Below are 26,174 nucleotides of genomic sequence, written 5' to 3' on the forward strand. Positions count from 1 at the left end.
CTTTGCAGCGGGCGATGGCTTCCATACTCTGGTAACTCCACAGCGTGATCGGTACTGGGGCGTTATGGTTTGGATGCAGGTGACGCCATGAACGTCAGCCAAGACGATGCCGACGGCTCGGCGCCGCCGATTCTGGTGTTCGGCGCCGACGGACGGCTGGCCGACTGGTCTCCGGCGGCCGCAGCCTTGCCGGGTCTGGCCGGCCGCCTTGCGGGAGGCATGCCGGCCGCCGATCTGGCGGAGCAGTCCGGGCCGGGGTGGACGGTTGTCCCGCTGGCCGGTGGCGGGGCGGTATGGCGGCTCGCCTCCCTCGCATCCTCCCTCCCGATTTCCACGTCCGCCTCCGCGGATGCACCCGCCCCTGCGCCGGCCGTACAGCCGATGCAGGACCCGGCGGGCCGTCTGTTCGCGGCGGCAAGCCATGACCTGCGCCAGCCCCTGGCGGCACTGTCCCTGCTGATCGGCACGCTGGACGGCCGGTTGACGGAGGGGCGCACGGCGGCAGCGGAGCGGTCGGGGCGCGACCTGCTGCACTCGATGGCCCAGGCGGTGGAGTCCATGCGCAGCATGGTCGATGGCCATTTCGATCTGGTCCGCCTGGAAAGCGGCCTGATCGAGCCGGATATCCGCACCCATGCCGTCAACGGGGTGCTGATGCGGCTGGCGCTGGACGTGGCGCCGCGCTTCGCCGACCGTGGCGTGCACTTCAGCGTGATGCCCTGTTCGTCGATGGTGCGGACCGACTCCGCCCTGCTGGAGCGCCTGCTGCACGGGCTGGTCGCCAACGCCTTGCGCGTCACGGTGCGTGGCCGGGTTCTGGTCGGCTGCCGCGCCCGCGGCGGTCGCCTGCGGATCGAGGTGTGGGACAGCGGCCGCGGCCTGTCCGCGCAACGGCTGGTGGCGTTGAGGGCGGAACTGGGGTACCCGGCCGGGGAGGGGGCCGGTGCGCTGGGGCTGGACCTGACGCTGGTCCGCGGTCTGGCACGCAAGCTCGGCCTGGGGCTGGAGGTGTGTGCGGCGGAGGGGCGGGGCACCGTCTTCGCTGTGATCGTTCCGCGCTCCGTCGAGGCGGCAGAGGGCACCGGCAGAGAGGAGCCGCCCGCCTCAGCCGTGCCGGAGAGCGGCGGGGCCGACATCAGCCGGACCCGCATCCTGGTGATCGAGGACGATCCGATGGTGCTGGCGGCACTGGAGGCGCTGCTGGGCCAATGGGGGTGCAGCGTGGTGGGTGCGGACTCCTATGACGCCGCCGTCGAACGGATCGGCCCGAGGCCCGACCGATTCGACCTCATCATCTCCGACCTGCGGCTTAAGGGCGCGGCGAATGGCATCGTCGCCATCCGGCAGATCGCCAAGCTGTTCGACCGTCCGGTGCCCGGAATGATCCTGACCGGCGATACCGATCCGAAGCGGCTGCGCGAGGCCCGTCTGTCCGGCTATCCGTTGCTCCACAAGCCGGTGGCGCCGCTGGCCTTGCGCGCGGCCGTCATCCGTCTGCTTGGGCACGACCCGCTTTGATAATATTGACGCTAAACCAACGGCTGAGCCGGTAAGGTCGGGAAGGGATGGCGGGGGAGGGCTTCAGTCATTGCTGCATCGCAATGAAATTCTTGAAACATAGACGGTATCAATGCAGCAAAATGCGACAGAGATATCTTAATAATCGCTTATCTTGACGAGTTTCGATCCTCCGATAGTTAGATCCTCCTCCCTCTTTCGTTTGATATGAATCTTTAACATACCCATTTATGACTTTCCCTCGCTATGATTGAGTTGTGCGGGACGGAGGGCTATCGGATGAATCGGCGATTTCGGGGGGAGGTGCGGGCAGGCAAGGTGATTCCGACCATTGTCTTCGCCGGCCTTTTCCTATCCCTCAGCGCTTTCCTTCTGATCCGTGCCGCGACCGGCGATGCCGAGCATGCCCTGGCCGACCGTCAGGCCATCCAGCTCCACGATGAACTCAAGGCCCGCTTCGATCACCAGAGCGTCCTTCTGCGCGCGCTGAGCGGCCCCTTGGCCGGGCCGGATCCGGTGACGGAGGCGAGCTTTTCTTCGGCGGTCAAACCCCTGCTTCCGCTTTATCCCAATCTCCGCGCTGTCGTCTGGTCACGGCGGATGGCTGAACGCGACCTTCCGCTGCTGGAGCGGGCGATGCGGTCGGCCGGCCATACCTCCTTCGCCGTCCGCAATGCCGCCGAGGATGCGGACGTGGAACCCGGCGCCGACCGCTTCGTGAATGTGCTTGCCGAACCCGAATCGGCGGCGGGCCTGGTCGGTCTGGATATGGCCAGCCTGCCCGGTCAGCGCGACGTGCTGGTCCGGGCCTGTGCTGCCAATCGCGTGGTCGCGGCCGAAAGCGAGCCGCTGCAGGCGGAGTTCGGACAGGATTCCGCACTGATCTACCTGCCGGTCTATGCGCGCGACATCGATGCCGGAGAGGGGCGGTCCGCCGTCCGCACGGTCTGCGAGGTGCTGACCGGTTTCCTGTGGACCAGCTTCGACGTCGGCCAACTGCTGCGCGATGCGGTTCTGCGGGTGGGGCTGACCGTTGGCGACGCCTATCTGCTGGATCCAAAGGCCGAGGCACCGCGCCTGCTTGCCGCTGAAGGGGCGCTGAGGCGTCCCGGCGAGCTTTCGCATTCTCCGATCCGGCCGCTGACGGTGGATCGGCTGACCGGGGAGGCGGCAAAGCGGGCCATCGTCCGCGACATCGCCTATGGCGGGCAGGTGTGGCGGCTGTACGTGGTGCCGGGGCCGGTGCGGCTGTTCAGCACCGATGACCGGCTGGCCTGGACCATGCTGATCGGCGGGCTCCTGCTGACTGCCGGTGCCGCCGCCTATGTGCTGCGCGAGGCGCGGACGAAGCGCCTGCTGCGCACCGAGGCGCGTGCCCGCGCCGCCATGGCCCGCGCGCTGCGCGAAAGCGAGGAGCGCTTCCGGCTGGCCCTGCGCCATTCCAAGGTGACGCTGTTCACCCAGGACCGGGACCTGCGGCATCTGTGGGTCTACTGCCCGCAGCCCGATTTCCGTCCGGAACGCATGATCGGCCGCACCGATGCCGAACTGTTCCCGCAGGATGCCGACCGGCTGATTCCGGTGAAGCGGTCGGTGATCGAACGCGGGATCGGTGCGCGTTGCGAGGTGGAGATGACCTATAACGGCCGCCGCCGCGCGCTGGACCTGTCGGTGGAACCCATGCGCGACGACACCGGGGCGGTCTGCGGCATCATCTGCGCCGCGGTCGACATGACGGAATCGGTGGAAATCCGCGAGGCTCTGGCACGCGCCCATGCCGCGGCCGAGCGTGCCAACCAGGCCAAGAGCCGCTTCCTGGCCGCCGCCAGCCACGACCTGCGCCAGCCCTTCCAGGCGATGAGCCTGTTCCACCATATCCTGTTGAGCAAGCTGTACGATCCCCAGCAGGTGGAGGTGGCGAACAAGCTGGGTGAGGCGCTGAGCGCCGGCAACGCGCTGCTGTCCACCCTGCTCGACACCTCCGCGCTGGAGGTCGGCAACGTGAAGCCGCGGGTGGTCGAATTCGACGTGCAGGACATCCTCGGCCGGCTTTCCATCGAGATCGGCGATCAGGCGGCCGACCGTGGGCTGGAACTGAGGATGGTGCCCTGTTCCGCCAGGGTCCGCAGCGACCCGATCCTTTTGGAGCGGATGGTGCGCAACCTTCTGGTCAATGCCCTGCGCTACACCACCGAAGGGCGGATCCTGCTGGGCTGCCGGCGCCGTTGCGACAGCGAGGGCGGCGACCGCCTGTCGATCGAGGTATGGGACACCGGCCCCGGCATCGCCGAAGCCGAGATGACGGCGATCTTCGAGGATTTCTACCGCTGCGGCACCGACCAGCGCGACAGCGGGCGCGGCCTGGGGCTCGGGCTGTCGATCGTCCGCCGCATGGCCCAGATGCTGGACCATCCCGTCACCGTCCGGTCGCGGGTGGGGTACGGCACCGTCTTCGCCGTCAGCGTCCCGCGTCTCGTCCAGCATTGCCCCTGCGTGGCCGCCGCGGACTGAGCGGGCGGCCGCGCGCCCGCATTGCGGCGGCCAGCGGCCATATCGGTCATGACGCAGCGCGCAATGGCGGCAGTCCTGCCCATCGATCCGCTTTTCCTGTCCGCAGACGCGCAAGTTTCGGTTATGCTGCGGTTGCTCACTGCGCCGAAACGAACCCAGTAACCCAACTGCAACAATAGCTTGGCAACTTTATTGATGTAGGTCATTGGGCCTGCTGCCCATGGGGGCTATTTCTTTCGCACAAGCACACTCCTTGGGAAATCACCTGGAGAGTGAAGGTTCCGCTTCGGCGGGACCCAACAAGACGGGTTCCGGCCCGACGCCGTCGGTTCGCCTCAGCGGGCGCCGCGGCGCGGGAACCGGGATCGGGAGGATACGGCCTGCCGCGGCGACGGGTGCCCCATTCCAGGGGCATCCGTCCCGGTCTCCGGCATACGGGTTTGCCTGCGGACGGGCTTTCGTCCGTCGGGCGGTCCGTTGGTCGGGCGCCGCGATCCTTTTGAGGAGCTTTGAGATGGACACCGTCACCGCCGCCCTCCCCGTCGTTCCGGCGGGCCGCAGCGGCATCGTTCCGACCGGCAAGAACGGCAGCACCATGATCGAAAACGTCACGTTCGAGGAAATCCGCATCGGCCAGCAGGCCAGCCTGTCCCGCCGGCTGACCATGTCCGACATCGAGCTGTTCGCCACGGTGTCCGGTGACCTGAACCCGTCCCATGTGGACGAGAACTATACCGCCGACCACAAGGTGGTCGGGCACGGCATGTGGTCCGGTTCGCTGATCTCCGCGGTTCTCGGCACGCTGCTGCCCGGCCCCGGCACCGTCTATGTCGGCCAGGATCTGCGCTTCGAGCGTCCGGTCCTGCTGGGCGACATCGTCACTGTGACGGTCACCGCCCGGTCCAAGGACGCGGAGCGCAAGACGGTCGTCTTCGACTGCCTCGCCGCCAACCAGGACGGCAAGACGGTCGCGACCGGCGTCGCCGAGGTGATCGCCCCGACGGAGAAGTTCCGCCGCGCCGCGGCGGAACTGCCGCAGGTGCAGGTGATCCGCCATGACGGCCACGAGCTGATGCTGAAGAAGTGCGAGTCGCTGCCGCCGGTGCCGACCGCCGTCGTCCATCCCTGCGACGAAAGCTCGCTGCGCGGCGCCGTCGAGGCGGCCGAGGCCAACCTGATCGACCCGGTTCTGGTCGGTCCGGAAGCCAAGATCCGCTCGGTCGCCGACACGTACGGCCTGGACATCTCCCGCTACCGCATCGTCGACGTCGCCCACAGCCATGCCTCCGCCGAGACCGGCGTCCGCCTTGCCCGCACCGGCGAGTGCGAGGCGGTGATGAAGGGCAGCCTGCACACCGACGAGTTGATGGGCGAGGTGGTTCGGAAGGAGACCGGCCTGCGCACCGGCCGGCGCCTGAGCCACGTCTTCGTGATGAATGTCCCCACATATCCGCGTCCGCTGCTGATCACCGATGCGGCGATCAACATCTACCCGACGCTGGAGGACAAGGTCAGCATCGTCCAGAACGCCATCGACCTCGCGAAGGTTCTGGGCACCGAGGTTCCGCGCGTCGCCATCCTGTCGGCAGTCGAGACCATCAACACCAAGATCGCCTCGACGCTGGAAGCCGCGGCGCTGTGCAAGATGGCCGACCGCGGCCAGATCACCGGCGGCATCCTGGACGGCCCGCTGGCCTTCGACAACGCGATCAGCCGCGAGGCCGCCATCACCAAGGGCATCAAGTCCGAGGTGGCCGGTCAGGCCGACATCCTGCTGGTTCCCGACCTGGAAGCCGGCAACATGCTGGCCAAGCAGCTGTCCTTCCTGGCCCATGCGGATGCCGCCGGCATCGTGCTGGGCGCCCGCGTGCCGATCATCCTGACCAGCCGCGCCGACAATGTCCGCACCCGTCTGGCGTCCTGTGCCGTGGCCGTCCTGTCGGCCGCCGCCCGCCGCCGCGGTGCCGCCGCCGCGGCCGAGTGAGGAGGGCAGGGGCCATGTCCAACGCGATCCTCGTCATCAATGCCGGCTCCTCCAGCCTGAAATTCTCGGTGTTCCGGGATCATGGCGGCGGGGATCCGGTGGTCACCATCAACGGCCAGATCTCGGGCATCGGCACCCAGCCGGTGTTCGATGCCAAGGACGCCCAGCGCCGCCCGCTTGCCGAGAAGAGCTGGGGGGCGGGGGAGGCCAGCGACCGCACGGCGCTGCTGTCCTACCTGCTGAGCTGGATCGAGGAACGGCTGGAGGGGGCGACGCTGATCGCCGCCGGCCACCGGGTGGTCCATGGCGGCGTCCGCCACGCCGCCCCGGTGCTGCTGACCTCCGCCCTGCTGGACGAGCTGGACGGTCTGGTCCCGCTCGCCCCGCTGCACCAGCCGCACAACCTCGCCGCCATCCGCGCGCTGGCCGAGGCGCATCCGGAGCTGCCGCAGGTCACCTGCTTCGACACCGCCTTCCACCGCAACCAGCCCTGGCAGGCGCAGACCTTCGCCATCCCGCGGGAACTGACGGAGGAGGGCGTGCGCCGCTACGGCTTCCACGGCCTGTCCTACGAGTACATCGCCCGCCGCCTGCCGGAAATCGCGCCGGAGCTGGGCGACTCGCGGGTGGTGGTCGCCCATCTCGGCAGCGGCGCCAGCATGTGCGCCATCCATGGCGGGCGCAGCGTCGACAGCACCATGGGCTTCACCGCCCTGGATGGTCTGCCGATGGGCACCCGCTGCGGCACCATCGATCCCGGCGTGCTGATCTACCTGATGCGCAAGGGCATGGACGCCAGCGCCATCGAGAAGATGCTGTACAACAAGTCCGGCCTGCTCGGCGTGTCGGGCATCTCCAACGACATGCGTGCCCTGCTGGAGAGCAGCGACCCGCATGCGCAGGAGGCGGTGGAGCTGTTCTGCTTCCGCATCGCCAAGGAAACCGGCGCGCTGGCCGCCTCGATGGGCGGGGTGGACGCCGTGGTGTTCACCGCCGGCATCGGCGAACGCTCCGCCCCGGTGCGGGCGCGGGTCGGCGACAAGCTGGCCTGGATGGGGGTGGAGATCGACGCGGCGGCCAACGAGGCCAACGCGGCGAAGATCTCCACGCCGGGAAGCCGCCTGCCGGTCTACGTCATCCCGACCGACGAGGAACGGATGATCGCGCTTCACACCCGCAAGGTGCTGACGGGGCGGTGAGTGTTTCGTGGGGGTGTCGGTAGACGATGCCCCCACATCCTCCTGGAGCCCACCCCCCATTCGGTGCTAGCTCACCCCCGGCATCAAGCATCGTCCGGGGAACCCGTGGTCCGCCCCTATCTGCCGCTGAACGCCCTGCGTGCCTTCGAGGCGTCGGCGCGGCATCTCAGCTTCACCCGCGCCGCCATCGAGCTGTGCGTGACCCAGGCCGCCGTCAGCCATCAGGTCAAGCTGCTGGAGGAGCGGCTGGGCGCCAGCCTGTTCCACCGGCTGCCGCGCGGCCTTGCCCTGACCGACGAGGGCCGGGCGCTGCGGCCGACTCTGGAGGAGGCGTTCGACCGCATCGGCTGGCTGCTCGACCAGTTCGAGGGTGGACGGTTCCGCGAGGTGTTGACGGTCGGCGCCGTCGGCACCTTCGCCGTCGGCTGGCTGCTGCCGCGGCTGACGCGCTTCCGCGAGGCGCATCCCTTCGTCGACCTGCGCCTGTCCACCAACAACAACCGCGTCGACATCGCGGCGGAGGGGCTGGACTACGCCATCCGCTTCGGCGACGGCGCGTGGCACGGCACCGATGCGGTCCGCCTGTTCGACGCGCCGCTGTCGGTGCTGTGCGCGCCGGAGATCGCCCGCCGCCTGCGCGACCCCGCCGATGTCGGCCGCGAGACCCTGCTGCGCTCCTACCGGTCGGACGAATGGCCGGGCTGGTTCGCCGCCGGGGGGGGAGCCGTCGGCCATGCCCCCGGTCAAGGGGCCGGTCTTCGATTCCTCCTCCCTGATGGTGGAGGCGGCGATCCAGGGGGCCGGGGTGGCGCTGGCCCCGGTGTCGATGTTCCGCCGGCCGTTGGCGCTCGGCCTGATCGAGCAGCCCTTCGCCGTCACCGTGTGCAAGGGCGCCTACTGGCTGACCTCGCTGAAGTCGCGACCGGAGACGCCGACCATGCGTGCCTTCCGCGACTGGCTGTTCGCCATGGTCGCGGAAGACAGCACCGTCGGAGCGGTCAGGACAGGGTGACGCGGCGCGGCGCCTGCTGCCGTTTCTCCCGATGCTGCCAGAAGCGCAGGCGCATCCGCGGCGCCATGAACCAGGCGATGGGGGCCGCCAGAACGATGCTGACGATCACCACGGTCGGCATCAGCGTCATCGCCTGCTCGGAAAAGCTGGGGACCGCCAGCACCAGGACGGTGCCGATGCCGAAGACCACACCCTGGATCATGCCGTAGATCAGGATGGCGAGGCGTAAACGGGTAGACATTGGGCTGCTCCGCTGAAGTGGATTGGTGCAAAGACCGCTTCCCACTTCAACCAAAACGCAGGTGCAATGTTCCGAACGCCATCGGAGGGAGTCTTCCCGCCCGACAGCGTTCGTATACATACAATTACTTGGCGTCAGCCCGGCCGCTCCTTACCGGTGCGCCCGCCACCACGCCATCAGCCCGGTGGTGGAGCTGTCATGCGCGCCCTCGGCCGGACCGGTCTCCATCTCCGGCAGGATGGTGTTGGCCAACTGCTTGCCCAGTTCCACGCCCCACTGGTCGAAGCTGTTGATGTCCCAGACGATGCCCTGGACGAAGACCTTGTGCTCGTACAGCGCGATCAGGGCGCCCAGCGTCGCCGGGGTCAGGCTTTCGATCAGGATGGTGTTGGACGGGCGGTTGCCGGGGAAGACGCGGTGGGGCACCAGCGCCTCGACCTCCTCGGGGGATTTGCCGGCCTTGGTCATTTCCGCCCTCACCTCGTCGGCGGTCTTGCCGCGCATCAGCGCCTCGGCCTGGGCGAAGACGTTGGACAGCAGGATGCGGTGATGGGCGCCGGCCTCCGCCCCGATCGGGTTGTGGGTGGTCGCCGCCGCGATGAAATCGCAGGGGATCAGCGAGGTGCCCTGGTGGATCAGCTGGTAGAAGGCGTGCTGGCCGTTGGTGCCGGGTTCGCCGAACAGCACCGGGCCGGTCTGGTAGTCCACCGGCTCGCCGCCGCGGGTCACCGACTTGCCGTTGCTCTCCATGTCCAGCTGCTGGAGATAGGCGGGGAAGCGGTGCAGATACTGATCGTAGGGCAGCACCGCGTAGGACGAGGCGTCCCAGAAATTGCGGTACCAGACGCCAAGCAGCCCCATCAGCACCGGCATGTTGCGCTCCAGCGGCGCGGTGCGGAAATGCTCGTCCATCGCATGGGCGCCGGCCAGCAGTTCGGCGAAGCGCTCCGGCCCGATGGCGATCATGATCGGCAAGCCGATGGCCGACCACAGCGAATAGCGGCCGCCGACCCAGTCCCAGAAGCCGAACATGTTGGCCGGGTCGATGCCGAACTTGCGCACCTCCGCCTCGTTGGTGGAAACAGCGACGAAGTGCTTGGCGACATGCGCCTCGTCCTTCGCGGTCTCCAGGAACCAGCGGCGGGCGGAATGGGCGTTGGTCAGCGTCTCCTGCGTCGTGAAGGTCTTGGACGCGATGACGAACAGCGTCGTCTCCGGGTCCAGCCACTTCAGCTGTTCGGCCAGATGGGTGCCGTCGACGTTGGAGACGAAATGCAGGGCGACATGGGCATGGGCGAAGGGCTTCAGCGCCTCCGTCGCCATCACGGGCCCGAGGTCGGAGCCGCCGATGCCGATGTTCACCACGTCGGTGATCGGCTGGCCGGTATAGCCGCGCCACTCGCCATCGCGCACGGAGGCGGCGAAGGCGTCCATCCGCTCCAGCACGGCGCGGACGGCCGGCATAACGTCACGGCCGTCCACCGTCACCGGGCGGTCGGAGCGGTTGCGCAGCGCGGTGTGCAGCACGGCACGCTTTTCGGTCAGGTTGATCGGCTCGCCGCCGAACATGCGGGCGCGGGCCCCCTCGACATCCTGCTGGCGGGCGAGGTCGAGCAGCAGGCCGACCGTATCCCGCGTGATGCGGTTCTTCGAATAATCGAGGAACAGCCCCGCGGCCTCCATCGAGAAGGCTTTGAACCGGCCGGGATCGGCGGCGAACAGGTCACGCATGTGCGTGCCGGCCATGTCCTGGCGGTGTCGGGCGAGAGCGGCCCAAGCCGGCGTATGGGAGGGGGAACGGGTCAGCGCGGTCATGATGCTTTGGACTCCTTGACGTCAGCGGTCCTTTGACGCGGCCCCTCTGCGGGGCGTGGGGAGCCTAACACCGACAACCGGCAACGGCCACGGGCCAAAACGCGACAGTCGGCGCGGTCTAACGGCCTATGCGGGGCGGCCAGTGGTGCAACGGGGAGGGGGCGCGGGGTGTTGTGGATCAGAGGGAGTCGCAACAGGAGGACGCCATGTCGGACAAGCCCGTTACCCCGCCGATCGAGGAGCGCGAGGAGCAACGCGACCGCGACGATGCCGCGCGGCCGGATCAGGTGGGGATCATTCCGGGCAAGGTGCCGGGAAGCCCGGTCGATCCGAGCGATCCGCGCTTTCCGGGGAGTCAGCCGGATTTGGCGTGAGGGTGCTAACCAATGCCCCCTCCCTAACCCTCCCCCGCCATCGGACGGACCTTCGGTCCGCCGAGAGCGGGAGAGGGGACTGCCGCCGCTTTGGCATCTACGTTACGCCGCCAAGCGTCCTGCCCCCTCTCCCACCGAAGGTGGGGGAGGGATGGGGAGGGGGCATCCGAAGCCGAAGCTCCCTCAACTCCCCCCCTCGACCGTCCGCGTCGGCGTCACGCCTTCCGGCTTGCCGACCAGCACGGTCAGCAGCTTGGCCGGGTCGAGCAGGCGCTGGGCGACGCGCTTGATGTCGGCCTGCGTCACCCCGTTGATGTAGCGGTCGCGCTGGTTCAGGTAATCGATGCCCAGATTGTCGCGCTTCACCTGCAGCAGGATCCGCGCGATGGCCTGGGTCGAGCCCAGCTGCAGCGGGAAGGAGCCGGTCAGATAGGTCTTGGCGTCGGCCAGTTCCTGGTCGGTCAGCCCGTCCTTTGCCATGCGCGCCCATTCCTGGCGGATGATGTCCAGCGCCTGACCGGCCTTGGCGTTGACGGTCGAGCCGCCGGCCATCACCGCGGCCGCATGGTCCATCGGGATCAGGTAGCTGTAGACGCCATAGCTCAGCCCGCGCTTCTCCCGGACCTCCTCCATCAGGCGGGAGCCGAAACCGCCGCCGCCCAGCACATAGTTCATCACCGTGGCGGCGTACCAGTCGGGATCGTCGCGCTTCACCCCGGGCTGGCCCATCAGCATGACGGTCTGCGCCGTCGGGCGCGGCAGCAGGATGGTCTGGCCCAGCCCGGACATCGTCACATCGGCGATGGCCGGCGCCGCGGTCTTGGCCGGCAGCGTGCCGAACACCCGGTCCAGCGCCTTGCCGAGTTCCTCCGGCGAGATGTCGCCGGCGGCGGCCACCACCAGCCGGTCGCGGCCGAACTGACCCTTCACGAAGGCGCGCAGGTCGTCCGGCGTGATGGTGGGCAGCGTCTCCAGCGTGCCGCGCACCTCGCCGCCATAGGGGTGGCCGGGGAAGGCGGTGGCGTAGAACTGGCGGCGCGCGACATAGTTGGGGTCGGCAAGGTCCCGCCTCAGGCTGGCCATGATCGAGGCCCGCATGCGGTCCAGCGCCTCGGGCGCGAAATGCGGCTCGGTCAGCGCCAGTCGGGCCAGATCCAGGGCCTCGCCGCGGTGTTCGGTCAGGGTGCGCAGCGAACCGCTGAACCCGTCGCGCCCGGCATCGAATCCCAGCGCGATGGCCTTGTCCTGCAGCCGCGCCTGGAAGGCCTGCGAATCGTAAGGGCCGGCCCCCTCGTCGAGCATGGTGGAGGCGAGGTTCGCCAGCCCCTCCTTGCCCTTCGGGTCGGTGCCGCCGGCCCCTTCGAAGGCCCATTCCAGCGCCAGCACCGGAACCTTGTGGTCCTCGACCAGCCACGCCTCGATCCCGCCGGGGCTGACCACGCGCTTGATGTCCATGGCGTGGGCGGGCAGGGCAATGGCGATGATGGCGAAGAAGAACGCGGCGACGCCCGTCCGCATGGAGAAGTGACGCACGCTCATCCTCAACTGTCCTTTCCGGTCGGGGGCAGCAGCAGGCCGGTGACGTGGTTGGTCTGGCTCAGCACGGCGCGGGCGGCGGCGTTGACCTGATCGGCGGTGACGGCGTCGATGCGCACCGGCCAGCTTTCCACGTCGTCGATGCTCTGGCCGGTCGCCAGCGCGGCGCCCAGCGTCTGGGCCGGGCCGGTCAGGCTGTCGCGGGCATAGGCCGCCGCGGCCAGCATGCGCTTGCGGGCGGTGGCGACCTCCTCCTCCGTCACGCCGGACTTCAGCAGCTTGTCGATCTCGGCCAACAGCGCCGATTCGAGCTTGTCCATCGGCACGCCCGCTGCCGGGCTGGCGCCGACGCCGAGCGTGGCCATGTCCCAGGCTGTCGGGCCATAGCCGAGCCACGCCGAGGTCGCGACCTTCTGGTCCACCACGAGGCTGCGGTAGAGGCGCGACGTGGTGCCGCCGCTCATGATCTCGGCCAGCACCTGCAGCGCATAGGCATGACCGTTCGGATCCAGCCGGTAGGACGGCGCGATCCAGGTGCGGCGCACCGACGGCTGCCGCACCTCCTCGTCGCGCAGGACGACCTGCCTTGCGGCACTCATCGGCGGTTCGCTCACCCGCTTGCGCTCCGGCACCGGGCGGGCGGGGATGGCGCCGTAATAGCGCTCGGCCAGCGGCTTCAACTCTGCTGCGGTGATGTCGCCGGACACCACCAGGATGGCGTTGTTGGGCGTGTACCAGGTCTTGTAGAAGCTCTCCGCCATCTCCCGCGTCAGCGTCGACATCTCCTGCGGCCAGCCGATCACCGGGGTGCCGTAGGGGTGATGGACGAACATGGTGGCGTTGATCTGCTCGCCGATGCGGTCGGCCGGCTCGTTCTCGACGCGCTGGCGCCGTTCTTCGATGATGACGTCGCGTTCGGGATAGACCACCGCGTCGGTCAGCTTCAGGTTGGCCATGCGGTCGGCCTCCATCCGCATCACCATCTCCAGCCGGTCGCGGGCGACGTTCTGGTAATAGGCGGTGTAGTCGTAGCTGGTGAAGGCGTTGTCGCGCCCGCCGTTCTTGGCGACGATGCGGCTGAACTCGCCGGGCGGGATCACCTCCGTCCCCTTGAACATCAGATGTTCCAGGAAATGGGCGATGCCGGACTGACCGCGCTCCTCGTCGGCCGCCCCAACCTTGTACCAGACCATGTGGGTCACGACCGGAACGCGGTGGTTGGGGACGACCACCACCTGCATGCCGTTCGACAGGGTGAAGCTCTCGGGGAAGAACACCCCCTTTTCCGCCGCAAGGGCGGGCGGCGCGGCAATCGGCGCCGGCATCAGGGGGGCGGCGACGGACATCGTCAGCGCCAGGAATCCGGCCGCGGCGAGGCGGCGGGCTGGGAGGTAGGCGAGCATGAGGGCTCCCGGATCAGGAGGTCCGAATCGAAAGGGGCGTCCTTCGCTGGGAAGGACGCCCCCGAAACTGGTGTGATGTCGCGCCCGGGACAAGGTTCGAACCGTCTGGGCGCGGACGGAACCCGCTTAGAACAGGCCTTCCAGCGGAGCCTTGCGCTTGCGCTCGATCGTCGGGGTGGCGGAACCGTCCACCGACTTGCCCTGGGCCTGGGCCTCGCGCAGGCGCTGCTGCTCCTTGGCGGGGTCGACCAGCGAGTAGGGCTGCTCCTGCTTCTGCCAGAACAGCAGCGAATCGATCCAGCTCTTGTCGGCGATGATCAGCTGGGTGGTTTCCTGATCGACCTTGGCGCGGATGTTGGGGTCGATGCCGTCGCGCGCCGCGGCCTGGGCGACCAGCGACTTCTCGCCCGCGGTGGAGCCGGCCGCCGCCTTGCTCCCGCGCGAGGCGCCGCCGAACACGGCGCCGGCAGCCATCTGGGTCGGCGTGCTGTCCTGCGGACGGGCGGCGCCGGGGCGCGGCTTCGGCAGATCCTGCAGGCTGGGCGGCAGGGTCAGCGGAGCGCGGGAAACGACGGAAAACTCGTCGGGGCTCTGGCGGTCGAGACCGATGGAGCGGCGAACATCCGAGCAGCCGGCGAGCGTCAACGCCGCAAGCGCCAGCCCAAGCAGAGGAAGCCGGGTCCGGGAGGGGGAGAGGGCGGAGGAGATGCTGGTCACGTTCGGAGGATCCCGTCGTCTGTCACGTCGTTGCGACCCGGCCCGGAGGCCGCGGCCGCATGGTCAGCGCTTGCCGGTGGTTATAGCGCCACCGGCGACGGAACTCTTACGACTTTTCGCGGTCCGCGAACAGTCCGTCGATCAGCAGCAGGACCACGCCGACGCTGATTCCGCTGTCGGCGACGTTGAAGGCCCAGAAATGCCAGCCGCCGACATGGAAGTCCAGGAAGTCGACCACCGCGCCGTGCAGCAGCCGGTCGACGACGTTGCCCACCGCCCCGCCGATGATGAAGCCCAGCGCCAGCGCCGCCAGCCGGCTTTCGGCCTGCCGCATCCAGATGACGAGGCAGACGGCGATCACCGCGGCGATGGCGCTCAGGATATAGGGCATCATCGCCCCGCCGCTGGCGAAGGTGCCGAAGCTGACGCCGTAATTCCACACCAGCACGAGGTTGAAGAAGGACGTCACCTCGATGACATGCGGGATCGGCTGCATGACATGTTCGAGGATCCACCATTTGCTGCCCTGGTCGAGCACGACCACCACCGCGGCGACGATCAGCCCGAACAGCCAGTAGGACCGGGATTGGTTGGCGACGAAGCTGTTCATGTGAACTCCGGAAGCTGCCGCCCCCTGCCCCCACCCCGACCCTCCCCCGCTGGGCGGGGGAGGGGGATTGGTCGTCGGGCGGCGGAGTTCCCTCCCCCGTCCAACGGGGGAGGGTTAGGGTGGGGGAGACGCCTTGCCGGCCTCATGCCACCGCGTCGGCGCAGCGGACGCAGAGCGTCGGGTGGTCGGCGACCGTTCCGACTTCCTCCAGGACCTTCCAGCAGCGCTCGCACTTCTCACCTTCGGCGAGCGCCGGGGCGACGGCGACGCCGGGGACGTCGGGCAGGGTGAAGGCCCCGTCCGGCGCTGCGGCATCCGTCACCTCGATGGCCGAGGTGATGCAGACATCCTGGAAATCGACGTCGGCCAGCAGGGCCTTGGTGGCGGCATCGACGAAGACGGTCGGGTCGGCCTGCAGGGACGAACCGATGGTCTTGTTGGCGCGCTCAAGCTCCAGCGCGCCGGTGACGACGCGGCGGACGTTGCGCACCGCCTCCCACTTTGCGGCCAGCGCGTCGTTGCGCCACTCCGCCGGCACCTCCGGGAAGCCGCGCAGATGCACGCTTTCCTCGGTCCAGCCGAGACCGTCCGGTCGCGCCAGCCACGCCTCTTCTGCGGTGAAGCAGAGGATGGGGGCGAGCCAGGCGGTCAGAGTGGAGAACAGATGCTCCATCACCGTCCGCACCGACCGGCGGCGCACCGAATCGACCGGATCGCAATAGAGGCTGTCCTTGCGGACGTCGAAGTAGAAGGCCGACAGCTCCACCGCGCAGAAGTTGTGCAGCGCCACGAACAGCGCGTGGAAGTCGTAGGCCTCGACCTTCTCGCGGACCAGCGCGTCAAGCTCCGACAGGCGGTGCAGGACCCAGCGCTCCAATTCCGGCATCTGGGCGGCGTCGATCCGCTCGGCCGGGGTGTAGTCGGCCAGCGCGCCCAGCAGGTAGCGCAGCGTGTTGCGCAGGCGGCGGTAGAGGTCGGCCTGGGTCTTGATGATCTCCTTGCCGATGCGGAGATCCTCCGAATAGTCGGAGTTGATGATCCACAGGCGCAGGATGTCGGCGCCATACTGGTCGCAGACCTCCTGCGGGGCCACCACGTTGCCCAGCGACTTGGACATCTTGCGGCCCTGCTCGTCCAGCACGAAGCCGTGGGTCAGAACCGCGTTGTAGGGCGCCCGGCCGCGCGTGCCGCAGCTTTCCAGCAGCGAGGAATGGAACCAGCCGCGATGCTGGTCGGAGCCTTCCAGATAGAGGTCGGCCGGCCAGGCCAGTTCCTCCAGCCGCTGCTCCAGCACGAAGGCGTGCGAGGAGCCCGACTCGAACCAGACGTCGACGATGTCCCGGACCTGCTCGAACTCGTCGGCGGAATAGGCGTTGCCGAGGAAGTCCTGCGGGTCGCGGGCGAACCAGGCGTCGGCACCCTCCTGCTGGAAGATGTCGGCGATGCGGGCGAACACCGCCTCGTCGCGCAGGATCTCGCCGGTCGCCTTGCGGACGAACAGCGCGATCGGCACGCCCCAGGCGCGCTGGCGGCTGATGCACCAGTCGGGACGGCTCTCGATCATCGAGCGGATGCGGTTCTCGCCCTGCGTCGGGACCCAGCGGGTGTCGGAGATCGCCTGCAGCGCCACCTTGCGCAGGTCGTTCGTCTCCATCGAGATGAACCACTGCGGCGTGGTGCGGAAGATCAGCGGCGCCTTCGACCGCCAGCTGTGCGGATAGCTGTGCTTGATGCGGTTGCTGGCCAGCAGCGACCCGGCTTCCTCGAAGGCTTCCAGCACCGCCTTGTTGGCCGGGCCGGGCTTGCCCTGGTCGGTGTAGACCGCCAGACCGGCGAACAGCGGCACATGGGCGTAATAGCGCCCGTCCTCGCCGACCGACTGCGGCACCTCGATGCCGTTGGCCTGACCCAGGCGGAAGTCGTCCTCGCCATGGCCGGGGGCGATGTGGACGAAGCCCGAACCGGCATCGGTCGTCACGAAATCGCCGGCCAGCAGCGGCACCTTGAAGTCATAGCCCTTGCCGTTCAGCGGATGGCGGCAATAGGTGCCGGCAAGGCGCGAGCCGGGGAAGCGGTGCAGCTGCTTCCACTCGGTGACGCCGGCCTCCTTCAGCACGCCCTCGGCCACGCCGGTGGCGAGCACCAGACGCTCGCCGACCACGGCCTTGCTGCCTTCGGCGACGGCGGTCACCTTGAAGGTGGCGTATTCGATCTCGTCGCCATAGGCGATGGCGCGGTTGGCCGGCAGGGTCCAGGGGGTGGTCGTCCAGATGACGATGCTGGCCTCGTCCACCTCCGGCGCCGACGATCCCCAGACGGGGAAGCGGGCGAAGACGGTGGTGGAGGTGTGGTCGTGGTATTCGACCTCGGCATCGGCCAGCGCGGTCTTCTCCACCACCGACCACATGACCGGCTTGGAGCCCTTGTAGAGGCCGCCGTTCAGCGCGAACTTGTGGATCTCGCGGACGATCTGCGCCTCGGCCGGGAAGGTCATGGTGGCGTAGGGATGCTTCCAGTCGCCTTCCACGCCCAGACGGCGGAACTCGGCGGCCTGGATGCCGACCCACTCCTCGGCGAACTGGCGGCATTCGGCTCGGAACTGGATGAGCGGCACGTCATCCTTGTTCTTGCCGGCCTTGCGGTACTTCTCCTCGATCTTCCACTCGATGGGCAGGCCGTGGCAGTCCCAGCCCGGGACATAGTCGGCGTCGAAGCCCTGCATCTGGCGGAAGCGGACGATCACGTCCTTCAGGATCTTGTTGACGGCATGGCCGATGTGGATGTTGCCGTTGGCATAGGGCGGGCCGTCGTGCAGCACGAACTTCTTGCGGCCCTTGGCGCCGGCGCGCAGCTTGCCGAACAGGTCCATCTCGGCCCAGCGCTTCAGCAGCTCGGGCTCCTTGGTCGGCAGGCCGCCGCGCATGGGGAAGTCGGTGCGGGGCAGGAAGACGGTCGATTTGTAATCGCGGGTCATATCGGATCCCTGGGGGAAAGCATCACCGTCGGGCGGCGGCCGGCAGGACTGGCCGTGGCGCCACCCGGAACACAGCAGGTCTCTATCCCGGCCCTCCTCAGAGAGCCGGGCCGGTAATTCGCGTGCGATGCGCCGGGGCGCACATCATCGGGATCCGCAGTGAGACGTCCATGGCGCGGGATATTAGCGGTGTGTGCGGTGCGGTCAAGGACGGCTCACGCCGGTTCGGGGCACGGCAGGGTCCGAAAAATCCGCTGGTCACGGCATGGCGGCAAATCTACGGTGTTGCCGCTTGGCATCCGGTGCAGGAACGGTTTCCGACCGGTGGTTCCGGGCAGTCAGCACGCGCAAGGGCGTCTTCGGCCATGATCGATCCACGGACCAGCGACTTCCTGGCCGAATTTCTTGCGTCGGCGAACCGGGATCCGGCGCTTCTCGACCGTTTCCTCCTGCATGGACCGGACCGCGGCGGCCGCGGCGCCCGGCCGCGGCTGAAGATCGCCTTCTTCGATTTCTGGCCGGATTTCGATTTCTCCGCGAACTTCTTCGTCGAGATCCTGTCGAGCCGCTTCGAGGTGTCGGTCGTCGAGAACGACTGCGACCTCGCCATCGTGTCGGTGTTCGGCACCCGCCACCGCGAGGCGCGGACCGCCCGCGCTCTGTTCTTCACGGGGGAGAATGTGCGGCCCCCGCTCGACGGCGTCGACATGTCGGTGTCGTTCGACCGCATCGACGACCCCCGTCATTACCGCCTGCCGCTCTACGTCATGCATGCCTGGGAGCACCTGCGCGAAGGGGCGACGCCGCATTTCTGCCATCCGGTCCTGCCGCCGGCGCCGCCGACGCGGGAAGAGGCGGCCAAGCGAAAATTCTGCGCCTTCCTCTACAAGAATCCCAACTGCGCCCGCCGCAACGACTTCTTCCAGATGCTCTGCGCGCGGCGCCATGTGGAGTCGGTGGGCTGGCTGCTGAACAACACCGGCAGCGTCGTGAAGATGGGCTGGCTGCCGAAGATCCGGGTCTTCTCGCGCTACCGCTTCGCCTTCGCCTTCGAGAATGCCTCATATCCCGGCTATCTGACGGAGAAGATCCTCGACGCCTTCCAGGCCGGCGCCGTGCCGCTCTATTGGGGGGATCCCGGCGTGCTGCGCGATGTCGCCGCCGGCAGCTTCATCGACATGTCGCGCTATTCCTCCGACGAGGAGGCGATCGATGCCATCCTGGCGGCGGATGACGATTATGACACCTACCGCCGCTACCGCGGCACGGCGCCCTTCCTCGGCACGGAGGATTTCTACTTCGATGCCTATCGGCTGGCCGAATGGATCGAAAGCCGCCTGTGAGCGACGCGTGTAGGAAAGCCGCCTTGCGGCGGCGGGAGAACGGGCGATGAAGCGGGTGCTGCTGAACTATGCCGATGGGGCCTTCACCACGGCGCAGAAATACAACGGCAGGACCGGGCTGGAGGTCGGCGGCTTCGACGGGGTGGCGATGATGGGGCGGCACCACATCGACGCCGCCTTCGCCGCCCGCAACCGGCATATCCTGGAGCAGCCGCGTGGGGCCGGCTATTGGCTGTGGAAGCCCTATTTCATCGACGTGATGCTGCGCAAGCATCTGCAGGACGGCGACATCCTGTTCTATTGCGACAGCGGCGCCCATTTCGTCCACAACGTCGGCCCGGTGATAGAACTCTGCCGCCGGCGGCGCGACCTGCCGGTCCTGTTGTTCACGCTGGACGACACTCACAGCAACCGCGTCTGGACGAAGCGCGACTGTTTCCATTTCATGGGGCTGGACCGGCCGGCCTTCACCGACGTGCCGCAGATCCTCGCCAGCTTCATCGTTTGTGAACGCGGGCCGGAAAGCATGGACTTCGTGTCCCAATGGCTGCGCTATGCCCAGGACGCCCGGCTGATCACCGACGCCCCCAATGAATGCGGCCTGCCGAACTATCCCGAGTTCCGCGACCATCGCCACGACCAGAGCATCCTCAGCCTGCTCGGCCGCCGCAACGGCGTGACTGCCATCCCCGACATCTCGCAATGGGGGGACGGCCGCCGTCCGGCGGAGATTCCCCGCATCCTGGAACACACGCGCTGGCGCGCCTAGGGCCGGCTATGGCAGACAGAAGCCGGACCCGTCCCCGTCAACCGTCAGCACCGATCGGCAGCGCATGACCAGCTTCACCCGCGCCGTGGCGGCGGAAAACAGCGGCGACCTGGAGGAGGCGAGGGCCCGCTACCTCGAAGTCCTGCAGACCGAGCCGCAGAACCCAAGGGCCCTGCACCGCTTGGGGGTGGTGGAGTTGCGGCTGGGCCGCCCGCGCGAGGCGGTGATCCTGTTCCAGAAGTCGCTGGCCATCGCCAAGGACCTGGACGTCTATCTTGATTTCGGCGCCGCCATGGCCGCGCTGGACCGCTGGGATGCGGCGGCGACGGTCTATGCGGCGGCGCTGCGTGTCGCCCCCGCTTCGGTCGATGCCCATTACGGGCTGGCGCTGGCGCTGCACCGGCAAGGCCGCCCGCAGGATGCCGAGCCCCATTACCGCAATGTGCTGGCGACCCATTCCCATCTGGGAGAGGTCCACAACAATCTCGGAGTCGCCCTGCAGGATCTGGGTCGCGTCGCGGAGGCCGCCGCCGCCCATCGCGAGGCGGCCCGGCTCGATCCCTCCGACGCGACGGCATGGTCCAAGCTGGGGGTGGCGCTCCACCGCATGGGCCGGGGCGCTGAGGCCGAAGCGGCCTTCCGCAAGGCAATCGGCTTCGCTCCCCAGGATGCGGACAACTGGCACAACCTGGCCGGCCTGCTCGACGCCGCCGGCCGCCCGGCGGAGGCGCTCGCCCCCGGGCGACTTGCGGTGGCGCTCGCCCCGGCCAGCGCGCGGAACTGGCTGGCTCTCGGCAATGCCGCCCATGCGGCGCAGCGCCTGCAGGAGGCATGGCGCGCCGCGTCGGCCGCGGTCCTGCTGGAGCCGTCCGACCCGGCGGCGCGCAACAACCTGGCCAACGCCCTGCGGGAACTCGGACGCCCGCAGGACGCCGTGGCACAGTACCGCGCGGCGCTGGACCTGCAGCCCGATTTCCCGGTGGCGGAGATCAATCTGGCACTGCTGCTGTCGAGCCTGCGCGATGCGGATGGCGCGCTTGCGGTCCTGAGGACCCTGCTGGCCCGCCAGCCGGCGAACGGCGAGGCGTGGCGGCGGCTGGGCGGCGTTCTGGCGGAGGCCGTCCGTCCCGATGCCGCCGTCGCCGTTCTGCGCAACGCCGTCGCCCTCGACCCCGGCGAGCCGGACGCCCATGTCGATCTGGCGATGGCCGCCGCGATGGCCGGCTGGAGCACGCTGTCGGTGGACGCCTGCCGGCGGGTGCTTCGGCTGGTTCCGGGCCATGCCGCGGCCCTGGGCCAACTCGTCCACCAGCAGAGACTTCTGTGCGACTGGCGCGATCTGGACGCGCTGGAATCGCTGCTTCTCCGGCGGGTGCGGGAGGGGGCGGAGGGGGTGTCGCCCTTCGACGTCCTGTCCTGCGCCTCGACCCTGGCCGACCAGCAGTCGGCCGCGGCGCGCTGGGCGGCAACGAAAGCCCGCGGCGCGGTTCCCGTTGCCCGGCCGGCCGCATCGGCCGCGCTCGACGGACGCCTGCGGATCGGCTACCTGTCGGCCGATTTCCGCGAGCATGCGATGGGCCACCTGATGGTCGATGCGCTGGAGACGCATGATCGCTCCCGTTTTGCCGTCACCGCCTATTCGACCGGCATCGACGACGGCAGCGCGCTGCGCCAGCGGTTCGAGCAGGGGATCGAGCGCTTCGTCGACCTGCGCCGCCACACCGACGCCGATGCGGCGCGGACCATCGCCGCGGACGGCATCGACATCCTGGTCGACCTGACCGGCTTCACCACCTTCTCGCGCACCTCGATCCTGGCGGCCCGTCCGGCTCCGGTGCAGGTCAATTGGCTGGGCTATCCCGGAACGCTGGGTGCCGGGTTCGTCGACTACATCGTCGCCGATCCCACGGTGATCGCGCCGGGCGAGGAGGGGTTCTTCACCGAGCGGGTGGTGCGGCTGCCGGATTGCTACCAGCCCAACGACCGCCGACGCGCCATCGCCGAGGCGACGCCGATGCGCGCGGAGTGCGGGCTGCCGGCCGACGGCTTCGTCTTCTGCTGCTTCAACAGCGCCTACAAGCTGACGCCCGCCCTGTTCGACGGCTGGGCGCGCATCCTGGCGGCGGTGCCCGGCAGCGTGTTGTGGCTCTATGCCGGAAATCCGCAGGTCGCCGCCAACCTGCGCCGCGAGGCCGAAGCCCGCGGTGTCGATCCTCGGCGGCTCGTCTTCGCCAAGCCCTTGCCCCATGCCGAGCATCTGGCGCGGCACCGGCTGGCCGACCTGTTCCTCGACACGCTTCCCTACAACGCGCACACCACGGCCAGCGATGCCCTGTGGGCGGGCTTGCCGGTGTTGACACGCTGCGGAACGACCTTCGCCGGGCGCGTGGCTGCCAGCCTGCTGCGGGCGGCCGGTCTGCCCGAGCTGATCGTCGACGATCAGGAGGCGTATGAGGCGGCGGCGGCGGCGCTCGCCCGCTCGCCCGACCGGCTCCGCGACCTGCGGCAGCGGTTGGCGCGCAACCGGCCGGTCTGCCCGCTGTTCGACACGCCGCGCTTCACCCGGCATCTGGAGGCGGCCTACCGGGCGATGTGGGAGAGTCACCGGGTCGGCGGAGCGCCGCAGCCGATCACAATCGCAACTGACGACACCGGCGGTCCGAAATCCGCCATGCAGGGAGAGGGGGAGGCCACATGACGACCGCCGACAGCGCAGGCAAGCGGCTCCACATCGTCGTCCCCTACCGGGATCGTGAAAGCCATCTCCAGGAGTTCGTGCCGAGGGTGAGCGCCTATTTCGACCGGCTGGCCCCGCGGATCGAGTATCGCGTCACCATCGTGGAGCAGGAGGCCGGTCTTCCCTTCAACCGGGGGGCTCTGAAGAACGCCGGTTTCCTGCTGGGCGAGGAGCGCAGCGACTATACCTGCCTGCATGACGTCGATTACCTGCCGGTCGATGCCGATTACTCCTGGGCCGACTGTCCCACCTGCATCCTGTGGTATGGGGCGGAGCAGCGGCCGGTGGCGCCGGGACGGTCGGACCGCACGGTGACGACCAATCTGGAAAGCTCGATGGGCGGCGTGCTGCTGATGCCGAACACGGTCATGCGGCAGGTGGACGGCTATTCGAACGCCTTCTGGGGCTGGGGCTATGAGGATTTCGACTTCTCGCTGCGCATCCGGGCACGCCGCATTCCGACCGGCCGGCGCAAGGGGCGCTTCCGGCCGCTGGACCATGACAATGACGGCTTCACGCCGGATGCGGCGCCGTCCCCCATCTCCCTGGTGAATCGCCGCGTTTTCCAGGAACTTTGGTCCGGCGGAAAAATCCCGGCCGGCGATGGCCTGTCCACCCTGTCCTTCGACGTGCTGGACCGCCGGCCCTGCGATGGCGGCATTGCGGGGGCGGAGGGGCTTTGGGAAGTCGTCCGCGTCCGGTTCAGCCACGCCCCCAGGCCCGATCAGGTGTCGGCGGCTGCCGGGCATGGAGCCTCATGAGGCTGCTTGTCTTTTTGTCGATGCCGGACTTTAAGATTCCGTCCCGGCTGGCTCGCCGCGCCTGCGGCAAGGAGGTCGGTCAATTGGAAACGAGACAAGCATGAGCAATGCGCTGGTAAACACCTTACTGCAGAGTTTCCTGGAGGGTGGCGTCACGCTGCTGGCAGCCGGGCAGGGGGCGGCGGCTTGGTCCGCGGACCTGCGGTCCGAAGATCGTACCGTGATCGCCGAGGATGCGCCCGGCTCGATCGACAGCTGGTGCGCCCGGCTGGGCCTGCGGCATATCGATTGGTTGGTGCTGCATCGCAATAGCGGCCCGCTGGCGGCATTGGAGAGCGCCGCGGAGATGATGCGCCTTCGCCGTATCGATTTCGTCCAATTCGACGGGGCCGAGGCCGGCGGAGACCTGCCGGCGCTGTATGATCTGCTGCAGCGCAATCGCTATGCGATGTTCTGCTTCGATGGGCGGACATTGCAACACTGCCAGCAACCGCCGACGGACGGCGCGTCCTGCACGCATCTTGCGGTGGCTCCGCGCCATTGGCAGCGGCTGTTCACCCGCGACCGGTCGATGTTCCGATATTCGGAGTTGTTTCCGCGCTACGGCATCGTCCCGCGCGGGATCGTCCATATCGGCGCACATGAGGGCGAGGAATATTCCCAGTATGTCGAAGCCGGCTGCCGCCGGGTCCTGTTCGTGGAAGCCGATCCGGACACCTATGCCCGCCTCGCCCCGCGCTTCGCCGCAAATCCGGATGTTGTCTGCATAAACCGTGCGGTGTCTGACCGCGCCGGACGGCTTCCCTTTTCGCGGATGAGCGGCAGCCAGTCCAGTTCGCTGCTGCCCCCGAAGGAGCATCTGGACGTCTATCCCGGCATCACGCTGACCGGCACCATCGAGGTCGATACGGCCCCGCTGCCCGACATCCTGGCTGAATTCGGCATCGATGCCGGCGGCTACAATGTGCTGGCCATCGACACGCAGGGCGCGGAACGGATGATCCTGGCCGGCTGTGGTGCGCTGCTTGGGCGTTTCGACGCCGTCTCGGTCGAGGTGAATTACGCAGAACTTTACGAGGGCTGCGGCCGGATCGCCGACATCGACGAACTCCTGTTCCCGCACGGCTATGACCGGGTGGAGGAGATCAGCCCCTTTCATCACAGCTGGGGCGACGCCTTTTACGTTCGTCGCAACTGACGGCTCAGTGCCGGAGGCGGCGCGGTGGCCGCCCCCGGCAATGATCACATGCTCGACTTGCCGCCGTGGGCCGACGACCAGCCGACGGGATCGTTCAGGAACTTCTCGACCTCCGACAGGGTGTTTTCGTCGAAATAGCGGTTGTCGCGGGCGACCTTCAGCACGTCCCACCAAGTGCACAGCGCGTGAAGCCGCACGCCGATGGCGTCCATGTTGACCTTCGACTGCGGGAAGATGCCGTAGTGGAAGATCACGAAGGTGTCGGTCACCTGGGCGCCGCCGTTGCGCAGCGCGGTGACGAAGTTCTCCTTGCTCTTGCCGTCGGTCGCCAGATCCTCGACCAGCAGGACGCGCTGCCCCTCGGTCAGCAGGCCTTCGATCTGGGCGTTGCGGCCGAAGCCCTTGGGCTTCTTGCGCACATACTGCATCGGCAGTTCCAGCCGGTCGGCGATCCAGGCGGCGAAGGGAATGCCGGCAGTCTCGCCGCCGGCCACCGCGTCGATGGCCTCATAGCCGATCTCGCGCTCGATCGTCGCGACCGCGAAGTCCATCAGCGCCTTGCGCGCGCGCGGGAAGGACACGATGCGGCGGCAATCGGTGTAGACCGGGCTGGCCCAGCCGGAGGTGAAGATGAAGGGCGTCTCGGCGTTGAAATGCAGCGCCTTGATCTCCAGCAGGATCTTGGCCGCGGTGGCGGCGATGGTGGCCTGATCGGGCAGGGTCGACATGACGGAAGGCTCCGGAAAACGGGATGGCTCGCGCGGATGCCCCCTGTGTAGCGGCGTGATCGCGGAATCGCAACGGCGGGGGGAGGGGAGGGCCTGCCGGACGGGGGATTCGGACCGGGGGGTCAGACCGGGATGTCGCCGAACACCCGGCCCGCCGGTTCCACCGGAGTGCCGGGGACGGCGCTGCCCTTCAGCCAGCGTGCGAACTGGCGGTCGGCGGTGTTGATGTGCAGCATCAGCCATTGCGGCAGGAATTCCGCCAGACTGTTGCGGACCTCCTCGTCCGCCACCTCGCCGGTGGCGAAGGCATGGACACGGTCCCAGGCGAGCTGGTGCTGGGCGAGGTGGTCGTCGAGGAAGGGATAGTCCGCCTCCTCCATCACCCGCTGTTCGTCGGCGAAATGCGACTCGGTGTAGGCGATGGCGGCGGCCAGGGTCCTGCGCATCTCCTCGGCCGGCTCGCCTTCGGTGACGGCGCGCTCGAAGGCCTGGACCAGCGCGATCCACTCGCGATGCTGCTCGTCGATCGATGCGATGCCCAGGACCAGGTCGTCGCTCCACACGAGGCGGCCGTAATCGACGGTGTCGTCGCTCTCGCTGTCGATCATGGAGCTGTCGATCATGGCGGGACCCGTGCTGGTCGGAGATGCATCCGGCGGATGGCGCGCGCAGGACGTGCCGCGGCCGAAATCTCGTAGATTTCCCGGCCGCCGGCCGCAAGCGTCGACTATGCTACCTATTGCC

The 26,174-nt window shown here is 68.3% G+C and carries 19 protein-coding genes and 1 pseudogene; 12 read left to right on the forward strand and 8 right to left on the reverse strand.

Annotated features, from left to right (window positions below):
• The first annotated feature begins 87 nt into the window (after nucleotides 1-87).
• From AZOLI_RS02550 to AZOLI_RS33765, 6 genes and pseudogenes are all read left to right on the forward strand, one after another.
• Complete coding sequence (locus AZOLI_RS02550) at nucleotides 88-1,518, forward strand: ATP-binding response regulator (RefSeq protein WP_014247011.1); 1,431 nt, start codon at nucleotides 88-90, stop codon at nucleotides 1,516-1,518.
• A 318-nt stretch (nucleotides 1,519-1,836) separates the two neighbouring features.
• Nucleotides 1,837-4,029, forward strand: coding sequence for a sensor histidine kinase (locus AZOLI_RS02555; RefSeq protein WP_244442503.1), 2,193 nt, complete (start codon nucleotides 1,837-1,839; stop codon nucleotides 4,027-4,029).
• 595 nt (nucleotides 4,030-4,624) lie between these two features.
• Nucleotides 4,625-6,013, forward strand: a complete 1,389-nt coding sequence (locus AZOLI_RS02560) for a bifunctional enoyl-CoA hydratase/phosphate acetyltransferase (protein ID WP_044550363.1) — start codon at nucleotides 4,625-4,627, stop codon at nucleotides 6,011-6,013.
• A gap of 14 nt (nucleotides 6,014-6,027) precedes the next feature.
• Nucleotides 6,028-7,212 carry an acetate/propionate family kinase gene (locus tag AZOLI_RS02565; RefSeq protein WP_014247014.1) on the forward strand — a complete coding sequence of 395 codons (1,185 nt, stop codon included), beginning with the start codon at nucleotides 6,028-6,030 and terminating at the stop codon, nucleotides 7,210-7,212.
• A 105-nt stretch (nucleotides 7,213-7,317) separates the two neighbouring features.
• Nucleotides 7,318-7,869: pseudogene (locus AZOLI_RS33760) on the forward strand (LysR family transcriptional regulator); the annotation flags it as partial.
• 118 nt (nucleotides 7,870-7,987) lie between these two features.
• The gene (locus AZOLI_RS33765; RefSeq protein ID WP_343206310.1) at nucleotides 7,988-8,224 is read left to right on the forward strand and encodes a LysR substrate-binding domain-containing protein; all 237 of its coding nucleotides are present in this window, start codon (nucleotides 7,988-7,990) and stop codon (nucleotides 8,222-8,224) included.
• A 391-nt stretch (nucleotides 8,225-8,615) separates the two neighbouring features.
• Here AZOLI_RS33765 and pgi read toward each other — a convergent pair whose 3' ends face one another.
• Nucleotides 8,616-10,280 carry a glucose-6-phosphate isomerase gene (gene pgi / locus AZOLI_RS02580; RefSeq protein WP_014247016.1) on the reverse strand — a complete coding sequence of 555 codons (1,665 nt, stop codon included), beginning with the start codon at nucleotides 10,278-10,280 and terminating at the stop codon, nucleotides 8,616-8,618.
• A gap of 206 nt (nucleotides 10,281-10,486) precedes the next feature.
• Between pgi and AZOLI_RS32850 the strand changes: the two genes are divergently transcribed.
• Nucleotides 10,487-10,654 (forward strand): hypothetical protein, encoded by a 168-nt coding sequence (locus AZOLI_RS32850; RefSeq protein WP_014247017.1) that lies wholly within the window; start codon nucleotides 10,487-10,489, stop codon nucleotides 10,652-10,654.
• Between the two features lie 183 nt (nucleotides 10,655-10,837).
• Here AZOLI_RS32850 and AZOLI_RS02585 read toward each other — a convergent pair whose 3' ends face one another.
• The 5 genes from AZOLI_RS02585 to ileS form a co-directional block, all read right to left on the reverse strand.
• Nucleotides 10,838-12,193 carry a M16 family metallopeptidase gene (locus AZOLI_RS02585; protein ID WP_044549515.1) on the reverse strand — a complete coding sequence of 452 codons (1,356 nt, stop codon included), beginning with the start codon at nucleotides 12,191-12,193 and terminating at the stop codon, nucleotides 10,838-10,840.
• A 2-nt stretch (nucleotides 12,194-12,195) separates the two neighbouring features.
• Nucleotides 12,196-13,593: a M16 family metallopeptidase gene (locus tag AZOLI_RS02590; protein WP_014247019.1), complete on the reverse strand. Its 1,398-nt coding sequence runs from the start codon at nucleotides 13,591-13,593 to the stop codon at nucleotides 12,196-12,198.
• 126 nt (nucleotides 13,594-13,719) lie between these two features.
• Nucleotides 13,720-14,310: a DUF3035 domain-containing protein gene (locus tag AZOLI_RS02595; RefSeq protein WP_014247020.1), complete on the reverse strand. Its 591-nt coding sequence runs from the start codon at nucleotides 14,308-14,310 to the stop codon at nucleotides 13,720-13,722.
• Between the two features lie 106 nt (nucleotides 14,311-14,416).
• Nucleotides 14,417-14,920: a signal peptidase II gene (gene lspA, locus AZOLI_RS02600; RefSeq protein WP_014247021.1), complete on the reverse strand. Its 504-nt coding sequence runs from the start codon at nucleotides 14,918-14,920 to the stop codon at nucleotides 14,417-14,419.
• A gap of 142 nt (nucleotides 14,921-15,062) precedes the next feature.
• On the reverse strand, nucleotides 15,063-17,894 hold the full coding sequence (ileS, locus tag AZOLI_RS02605; RefSeq protein WP_014247022.1) for an isoleucine--tRNA ligase: 2,832 nt from the start codon (nucleotides 17,892-17,894) through the stop codon (nucleotides 15,063-15,065).
• Between the two features lie 365 nt (nucleotides 17,895-18,259).
• On the opposite strand from ileS, the gene AZOLI_RS02610 reads away from it, so the two are divergent.
• From AZOLI_RS02610 to AZOLI_RS30250, 5 genes are all read left to right on the forward strand, one after another.
• On the forward strand, nucleotides 18,260-19,237 hold the full coding sequence (locus AZOLI_RS02610) for a glycosyltransferase family 10 domain-containing protein (RefSeq protein ID WP_014247023.1): 978 nt from the start codon (nucleotides 18,260-18,262) through the stop codon (nucleotides 19,235-19,237).
• A gap of 46 nt (nucleotides 19,238-19,283) precedes the next feature.
• Nucleotides 19,284-20,006, forward strand: a complete 723-nt coding sequence (locus AZOLI_RS02615; RefSeq protein WP_014247024.1) for a hypothetical protein — start codon at nucleotides 19,284-19,286, stop codon at nucleotides 20,004-20,006.
• Nucleotides 20,007-20,070: 64 nt separating this feature from the next.
• Nucleotides 20,071-22,704: a tetratricopeptide repeat protein gene (locus tag AZOLI_RS02620; RefSeq protein ID WP_014247025.1), complete on the forward strand. Its 2,634-nt coding sequence runs from the start codon at nucleotides 20,071-20,073 to the stop codon at nucleotides 22,702-22,704.
• Nucleotides 22,701-23,504 carry a galactosyltransferase-related protein gene (locus AZOLI_RS02625; protein WP_014247026.1) on the forward strand — a complete coding sequence of 268 codons (804 nt, stop codon included), beginning with the start codon at nucleotides 22,701-22,703 and terminating at the stop codon, nucleotides 23,502-23,504. The genes AZOLI_RS02620 and AZOLI_RS02625 overlap by 4 nt, the downstream gene beginning before the upstream one ends.
• Nucleotides 23,505-23,604: 100 nt before the next feature.
• Entirely contained in the window at nucleotides 23,605-24,702 is a 1,098-nt protein-coding gene (locus AZOLI_RS30250) for an FkbM family methyltransferase (RefSeq protein WP_014247027.1), read from the forward strand.
• A gap of 44 nt (nucleotides 24,703-24,746) precedes the next feature.
• Here AZOLI_RS30250 and AZOLI_RS02635 read toward each other — a convergent pair whose 3' ends face one another.
• Both AZOLI_RS02635 and AZOLI_RS02640 read right to left on the reverse strand, forming a co-directional pair.
• Nucleotides 24,747-25,430, reverse strand: coding sequence for an orotate phosphoribosyltransferase (locus AZOLI_RS02635; protein ID WP_014247028.1), 684 nt, complete (start codon nucleotides 25,428-25,430; stop codon nucleotides 24,747-24,749).
• A 122-nt stretch (nucleotides 25,431-25,552) separates the two neighbouring features.
• Nucleotides 25,553-26,053, reverse strand: coding sequence for a bacteriohemerythrin (locus AZOLI_RS02640; protein WP_014247029.1), 501 nt, complete (start codon nucleotides 26,051-26,053; stop codon nucleotides 25,553-25,555).
• Between the last annotated feature and the right edge of the window lie 121 nt (nucleotides 26,054-26,174).

The organism is Azospirillum lipoferum 4B (assembly GCF_000283655.1).
Classification (GTDB): Bacteria; Pseudomonadota; Alphaproteobacteria; order Azospirillales; family Azospirillaceae; genus Azospirillum; species Azospirillum lipoferum_C.